Source organism: Pseudomonas orientalis (assembly GCF_001439815.1).
Taxonomy (GTDB): Bacteria; Pseudomonadota; Gammaproteobacteria; order Pseudomonadales; family Pseudomonadaceae; genus Aquipseudomonas; species Aquipseudomonas orientalis.
The window spans coordinates 371,190-377,564 of the sequence record NZ_JYLM01000007.1 but is presented as its reverse complement, the minus strand read 5'-3'; the positions used below and the strand labels follow the sequence as shown (position 1 = coordinate 377,564).

Annotated in this window: 10 protein-coding genes; 1 reads left to right on the top strand and 9 read right to left on the bottom strand. The window is 58.7% G+C overall.

All coding sequences use genetic code 11. The features are described from left to right. The coding region (locus TU82_RS28045; RefSeq protein WP_141234440.1) for an IS3 family transposase at positions 1 to 93 on the top strand (93 nt) is incomplete at its 5' end. A gap of 182 nt (positions 94 to 275) precedes the next feature. Here TU82_RS28045 and recX read toward each other — a convergent pair. The 9 genes from recX to TU82_RS19015 all read right to left on the bottom strand — a co-directional run bounded on the left by recX (position 276) and on the right by TU82_RS19015 (position 6,365). Next, entirely contained in the window at positions 276 to 743 is a 468-nt protein-coding gene (recX, locus tag TU82_RS19050; protein ID WP_057724810.1) for a recombination regulator RecX, read from the bottom strand. An 8-nt stretch (positions 744 to 751) separates the two neighbouring features. Then, positions 752 to 1,810 carry a recombinase RecA gene (gene recA / locus TU82_RS19045; protein ID WP_005785454.1) on the bottom strand — a complete coding sequence of 353 codons (1,059 nt, stop codon included), beginning with the start codon at positions 1,808 to 1,810 and terminating at the stop codon, positions 752 to 754. Positions 1,811 to 1,893: 83 nt separating this feature from the next. Continuing rightward, a complete protein-coding gene (locus TU82_RS19040) occupies positions 1,894 to 2,394 on the bottom strand; it encodes a CinA family protein (RefSeq protein WP_057724809.1) in 501 nt (166 codons plus the stop codon). A gap of 81 nt (positions 2,395 to 2,475) precedes the next feature. Beyond that, positions 2,476 to 2,946, bottom strand: coding sequence for a lysis system i-spanin subunit Rz (locus TU82_RS19035; protein ID WP_057724808.1), 471 nt, complete (start codon positions 2,944 to 2,946; stop codon positions 2,476 to 2,478). Continuing rightward, on the bottom strand, positions 2,934 to 3,491 hold the full coding sequence (locus TU82_RS19030) for a glycoside hydrolase family 19 protein (RefSeq protein ID WP_057724807.1): 558 nt from the start codon (positions 3,489 to 3,491) through the stop codon (positions 2,934 to 2,936). The genes TU82_RS19035 and TU82_RS19030 overlap by 13 nt, the downstream gene beginning before the upstream one ends. A 165-nt stretch (positions 3,492 to 3,656) precedes the next feature. After that, positions 3,657 to 4,235: a hypothetical protein gene (locus tag TU82_RS19025; RefSeq protein WP_231982737.1), complete on the bottom strand. Its 579-nt coding sequence runs from the start codon at positions 4,233 to 4,235 to the stop codon at positions 3,657 to 3,659. Positions 4,236 to 4,553: 318 nt separating this feature from the next. Beyond that, positions 4,554 to 5,516, bottom strand: coding sequence for a beta propeller repeat protein (locus TU82_RS19020; protein WP_057724806.1), 963 nt, complete (start codon positions 5,514 to 5,516; stop codon positions 4,554 to 4,556). 38 nt (positions 5,517 to 5,554) lie between these two features. Further along, entirely contained in the window at positions 5,555 to 5,713 is a 159-nt protein-coding gene (locus TU82_RS28040; RefSeq protein WP_082632039.1) for a zinc finger domain-containing protein, read from the bottom strand. Between the two features lie 136 nt (positions 5,714 to 5,849). Next, positions 5,850 to 6,365: a hypothetical protein gene (locus TU82_RS19015; protein ID WP_057724805.1), complete on the bottom strand. Its 516-nt coding sequence runs from the start codon at positions 6,363 to 6,365 to the stop codon at positions 5,850 to 5,852. Positions 6,366 to 6,375 lie beyond the last annotated feature (10 nt).

Here is a 6,375-nt window from a genome sequence, read left to right as displayed (position 1 = left end):
GAGTACATCCAGTATTACAATCACTCGCGTATCAGATTGAAGCTAAACGGCCTGAGTCCTGTTGAATACAGAACTCAGGCCGCTCAGGCGTAGACAGAAAATCGTCCAGCTTTGTGGGGTCAGTTCACTCTGCGTGGGAATGCCACTCGGGACGCTCCGCGTCCTGCTTTCAGCGAAAAATCAGGTGCCTGCGCGATGGCGACGCGGAGCGTCACGGGATGCATTCCCACGCGGAGCGAGGGAACGATCATCAACAGCCGGCGTGATTTTTACGCTCAGTCGTCCATGTCCCGGCCACTTAACAAGCGACTGATCATCTCCATCGAAAATCCGCGATAACTCAGAAAACGACCTTGCTTCGCACGCTCCCTGGCATCAATCGGCAGATGACCAGCAAACTTGCGGCGCCAGGTCTCTTCCAACTGCGACTGCCAACTGATATCGCATTCGCGCAGAGCGAGGTCGATATCGGCACGTTGCAGGCCACGCTGGCTCAACTCTTCGCGAATCCGCGCAGGGCCATAACCGGAGCGTGCGCGATAAGACACAAAGCTCTCGAGGTATCGGGATTCCGACAACAAGCCCTCTTCCGTTAATCGGTCGAGGGCCGTTTCGATCATCTCAGGCTCTGCGCCGCGCTGACGCAATTTGCGCGTCAGCTCGACTCGGCCATGCTCGCGGCGTGCGAGCAGGTCCATTGCAGTGCGCCGAACGGCGACGAGTGTATCCACTACCACAGTCATCGTTTGCTTCAGATGTCAGTATCGGCTTCTTCCATCTCGTCAACCGGCTCGCGGTTGGCGGCGGCCTTGACGTCTGGCGCTGGCGTCAGCAGCTTGTCGCGAATCTGCTTCTCAAGCGTGGCCGCGATATCCGGGTTGTCCGCCAGGAACTTGGCCGAGTTGGCCTTGCCCTGACCGATCTTGCTGCCGTTGTAGGCATACCAGGCGCCTGATTTCTCGACAAAACCGTGCAACACACCCAGGTCGATCATCTCGCCATTCAGGTAAATGCCTTTGCCATAAAGAATCTGGAACTCTGCCTGACGGAAAGGCGGGGCTACCTTGTTCTTCACAACTTTAACGCGGGTTTCGCTACCGACAACCTCGTCACCTTCCTTCACCGCGCCGGTACGACGGATATCCAGACGGACCGAGGCGTAGAACTTCAGCGCGTTACCACCGGTTGTGGTTTCCGGGCTGCCGAACATTACACCGATCTTCATACGAATCTGGTTGATGAAGATCACCAGGCAGTTCGCGTTCTTGATGTTGCCGGTAATTTTACGCAGTGCCTGGGACATCAGACGGGCTTGCAGGCCCACGTGCATGTCACCCATTTCGCCTTCGATTTCTGCCTTCGGTACCAGCGCCGCCACGGAGTCGACCACGATCACGTCGATGGCGTTGGAACGCACCAGCATGTCGGTGATTTCCAGGGCTTGCTCGCCGGTGTCCGGCTGCGAAACCAGCAGGTCGTCAACGTTGACCCCCAGCTTGCCGGCGTATTCAGGATCCAGGGCGTGCTCGGCATCGACGAACGCGCACGTGGCACCCATTTTCTGAGCCTGGGCAATCACCGACAGGGTCAGGGTGGTTTTACCGGAAGATTCAGGCCCGTAGATCTCAACGATACGGCCTTTTGGCAGGCCGCCAATGCCGAGCGCGATATCCAGACCCAGAGAGCCAGTGGAAATAGCCGGGATCGCCTGACGGTCGTGATCGCCCATACGCATTACGGCACCCTTGCCGAATTGACGTTCGATCTGACCCAGGGCCGCAGCCAAGGCTTTCTTCTTGTTGTCGTCCATTAAAGTCCTCACGTAATCAATAAGGCCTGACGGCCAACACCTGTATAAGTAGACAGTATTGTTCCACAAAGATCGAAGATCGCCTACCCCTGATTGTCTATTTCTGCTGCAGCTCGTCGCAACAAGCCCTCCAGCGCGGCCTTTACCGTTTGTCGACGGACCTCGTCGCGGTTGCCGGGAAAGTGCGCACGCTCGGCCGTGATCTCATCGCCCACGCCAAACGCCAGCCATACCGTGCCTACCGGCTTGTCCGGCGAACCGCCGTCCGGGCCCGCCACGCCGCTGACCGCCACAGCAAAGCGTGCCAGGCTTTTTTCATGAGCCCCTCGCGCCATCGCCTCCACCACTTCCTGGCTGACGGCGCCGACTTTGGCAAACAGCGCTTGCGGCACATCCAATTGCCGGGTTTTCTGCCGGTTGGAATAGGTGACATAGCCCGCCTCGAACCACGCCGAACTGCCCGGAATCCGCGTAATGGCTTCGGCGATACCGCCGCCGGTGCAGGATTCGGCGGTGGTGACATGGGCATTGAGCACCTGCAAACGGCGCCCCAGTTCAGCCGCCAGTTGAGTGATTTCCTTCACGGTCGTCTCCAGGGATGGGCGATGGTTCGCCTACCCTACAGCAGCCCATCGGCCATGCAAGTTGCAGAATGCATCAAAAGACTAACGCACGACGGCCCGCACATAGGCTTGGCAGGCGCGCAAGGCGATCAGGGCGCTGTCGCCGTCGTCGGTGATGCGGATAATTCGTTGAGCATGCGCCGGGTCAAGTCGGGCTCGCGCGGCTGCATGAACCACGCTGCCGGCGCCGGTAGCGGCTGGCACTGCGCAGCCACTGGAGGCGTCGAGAAGGACTGACAACCGCACATCAGCAGTGGCCAGGCGGTCGCGCAGAGCCGCTTGATGACGTTGGGCATCGCTCAACTCCCGGGCATGTCGTGTGTCGCTGGCAGTGAGCTGTTGCTCAAGGGCCAGCCGTTGGTCTTGCGCGAACTGTTGCTGACGCAGAGCTGCCTGGGTCTGTGTTGCCGACAAATGTTCAATCCGCGCCGAGTAACGCCATGCCTGCACCTGCCAGACAACCGCCACCAGCAGGCCCACGCCTATCAGCCGGCACACATTTAGGAAACGCATAACGCCTCCTTCGCCCGCGCCCACAGCCGCAGGCGATCCTCCAGCCCATTGAGCCCGCCGTTGATGCGCCGCGTGATGGTGGTGAACTGCCCCTTGTCGGCCAGCTCGTTCAGGCCATTGCTCTGCCAGAACCAGCCGGCCGAGGCGGCGGCCCATTGGGGCAACTCGAGCAGCATCGGCTCGCGCAACAAACGGTCATCGCCGAACAATGCCCGGCTGCAGGCCAGATAATTGTGACTACCGGTAATCTGGATCAGCCCCCTGCCCCGGTATGCCTGGCCGTCGCCGTCGGCTTGCGGGGTATTGCCCAGGCGCGCGGCCAACGGGCCGGTGTCGTACCTGCTCAGGTACGCATCACTGCCCAGTTCGCGCACATGGCGCAACTCGGCGGATTCGTGGCCGACCTGGGCGAGGAAGGCGGCGATGCGTAGTGGGCGGTCGATCTCGTAGCGAACGAACGCTGCATTCAGGGCGGTTAAAAACAGGCCCGCACGCGCACGGGCGCCAGGCATCACCTGAAGCAGTTGGGGGAGCGTCATGAGCATGGGTTTGACTCTTGGTGATCACGCAATCTTTGTAGGCAACGGTCGTCATTGGCACATCATCTGGTGGGTGTGTGCATCTGCGTGGCAGTGGAGCAACACCACAGATCACCAAGCAACACAGTGCCGGTACCACCAAGCCACGCGAACACGCCAAGGGCCAGGTCGTTAGGATCCATCGCCACTTCTATAGAGTAAAAGTGGACGAGGTACGACCTGTACAAATAAGTCAGCTCCAGCAGAACTCCCAGCTCGGAGCAATGGGTGTGGTGGAGTCGAAAACGAAAAGGCTCGCTCAGTGGCAGGCCGTGAATTAGCGTGAACGCCATCGTGGATGACAGTCGTCAAGCCGTTCTTGATGCTGACCCGTGTACCAGCAACCTTAGCCTTCGCCAGGCGATCGGCCAGCTCTTCTTCTATTTCGAGTCGGGCGTAGCTTAGGAACAGGCGGGGATTGAACGACTCATCGCCGTAGCTCGCATCGAACTCTTCGAATTCGGCGACATGGCGATACCGCTCGGGGACCTTCTGCAGCTCGGCCTGCATGAACTGGAGCAGGTTGGCGGCATTCTTGTGCAGGTCGTACTTGCTCCAGCTGGCCACTTCGACCGACACCATCTGACGCTCTGGCGCATTGGCCGCGCTGCCGGGGGTGCAAGAGTTAATCTCGAACTCACCGGTGAGGGTATTGAGCTTCCAGCCGGAAACGCCCGGCACGTAGTTGCTGGACTGGATAGTGCCGGACATTTTCCTTGCCTCATAACGAGAAAAGCCCCAGCGAAGCTGAGGCCCTGAATAGGTGTGCGCGTCTTCCCGCGCTGCCAGCCAAAGACAATTCCAGTGTCGACGCCCCAATGCACGATCTCGCCTGTACTGTCTCGCCCCCCCTGGAAGCACAGTGAGGTCAGGATGCGCGGGCTGCCGGTGTTTTCTTGCATCGCGGTACTACCGGCTTATCCGCGCCCAGGCATCTCCCGAAGGGCCACCCTGGCTGTGGCGAGCCTGAATCAGAACTGAAAAAGCCCAGCGCGACGGCTGGGCTCTATTACGCAAGGAGATAGAAGATCATGGAGTCCAGTAAGCAATCTTGCCGCCTGCACCAACAGCTACAAAGTTGCCGTTACCGAAGGCGACGCTCCGGATATCGGCTCCTGCGAAAGTGTTGGCTTGCTGAACCCAGCCGATCCCATCCTCGGAAACGGCTGTCTTGCCGCCGTCGCCGACCGCTACATACTTGCCATTACCGTAAGCAATGTCGCGGATGATGGTTCCACCGAAACTGGTATCTTCAACAGCAGTCCAGATAAGCCCACCGGATGAATATGCCATCTTGCCATCCGCACCAACGATAAACATTTTCCCGTTGCAAAGCTTCATGGAAAGGATGGTGCTAGTGCCGAAGGTGCTGGTTCTGGTCGCAAATGATTGCGGATTCTCCGTCGGCATCTTCACAGCGCTAAGCAGCTTCCCATTCGATCCCGCAACCAACACAAAATCGCCAATGACGTTGACGCAGTACACAGTCTCGCCAGAAGTGAAGGTCGTAGTGCGCTCCACCTGGCCTGACCAATCGCCATAACGGGAAAAGACTTTACCGTTAGACCCAACCAGTATCCAGGTCGTGTTGCTGCCGAAAATTGGGTCATAATACACAATGCCTTGCAAGTCTCCGGACGCGCGAACAGTTGCCGTAATGTCTGTCCAAGCCCTTTCAGGGCGTGCTGTGCTGCCGTAGACCACATTGCCGGATTGAGAAAGGGCTTGAAGCTGTACCCCAATACCGTTCCAGTACAGGTCGTTGAGGACCTTTCCGCTATCAGAGGTGACGGCGCCCTTAAGCTTGGTCCACGCTGTACCAGTCGTGCCTCCGCTGACAAGCTGAGTGGTTGTGGGAAGACCGTTGCCACCAGCCGCATAAAACTTGCCGTCCCCAAAAACCACGCGCCTAAGCATGCCGGTGTTATCCACCGGTTGCACTTGGGTCCAAAGATCTTGCAAGGTTTGAGACGCCGAATTTGCGTTTTCCATTTTAAACTCCGCTACTGAGCTGATTTAAGTTCAGGCCTCTATATTGGGCGTATGGCGCTCATGGGCGATTGCTCGAGGCTCGCGGCCTTCACATGATTCAGCGTCCCACATCGGGAACATTTGATCTGGAGCTCTGTAAACCCACCCGTGCGGGCGAGAAGTCTTTCGCAGTTACCGCATCTGAATTCTTTCAACATCTGCAAGTCCGTTTATTTATCTGCCAAGCTCCCTCCCGCTCGTGCGAGCAGTGGGGGCCTTGGCTGGCTTGGAAGCTACTGTTGCGATCTGGCAGTATCGAGACCAGGCCGAGGCTATCCCGTAGCAATGCATTGACTACTCCTGCAACGAACGGTACTGGTCTGGATCGTCGATGTTCGTGACTTCCCAGCTGCGGGCAAACGGCGGTTTGCCGGCGGGATCGTCGAGCAGTGACGGGCCGAGGTAGAAGTTTTGGTTGAAGGAAACGGTCCAGGTGTCGTAGTCCGTTTCCGCACCGGTGAGTGAGGAAGGTGCCGCGATAATGGCGGAGGGCAGGTCGCACTGCTCGGGTGGCAGGCCCCAGCGGTTGTCCAAGGCAAGGTCCATCAATTGGCTGGCCAGATCGCAGGCGTCAAACGGTGCCGACGCCCTGCCGACCATGGCCCTGAGCGAGATCGACAACGCATGCGCCTTGCGTCCTGCGAGGGAACGAACGCCCGGACCGTTGCGCTCCACGCTGATCAAAACGCCGGTGTTATCCGGCGCGCCGGAAAAGTCCTGGTGATTGCCTACCCGTAGTTGCGGGAACGCGCTCTTCAGTGCAATCCCAATTGCCATCGGCAGTTGCGAAGGTTTTTCGAGAAGTGTCATTTGCTTGCAT

Excerpts from the sequence above, each read along its gene's own strand:
- recA (WP_005785454.1), bottom strand. The coding sequence starts at position 1,810 with ATGGACGACAACAAGAAGAAAGCCTTGGCTGCGGCCCTGGGTCAGATC.
- recX (WP_057724810.1), bottom strand. The coding sequence starts at position 743 with ATGACTGTGGTAGTGGATACACTCGTCGCCGTTCGGCGCACTGCAATG.
- TU82_RS19020 (WP_057724806.1), bottom strand. The coding sequence starts at position 5,516 with ATGGAAAACGCAAATTCGGCGTCTCAAACCTTGCAAGATCTTTGGACC.
- TU82_RS19015 (WP_057724805.1), bottom strand. The coding sequence starts at position 6,365 with ATGACACTTCTCGAAAAACCTTCGCAACTGCCGATGGCAATTGGGATT.
- TU82_RS19030 (WP_057724807.1), bottom strand. The coding sequence starts at position 3,491 with ATGCTCATGACGCTCCCCCAACTGCTTCAGGTGATGCCTGGCGCCCGT.
- TU82_RS28040 (WP_082632039.1), bottom strand. The coding sequence starts at position 5,713 with ATGTTGAAAGAATTCAGATGCGGTAACTGCGAAAGACTTCTCGCCCGC.
- TU82_RS19025 (WP_231982737.1), bottom strand. The coding sequence starts at position 4,235 with ATGTCCGGCACTATCCAGTCCAGCAACTACGTGCCGGGCGTTTCCGGC.
- TU82_RS19035 (WP_057724808.1), bottom strand. The coding sequence starts at position 2,946 with ATGCGTTTCCTAAATGTGTGCCGGCTGATAGGCGTGGGCCTGCTGGTG.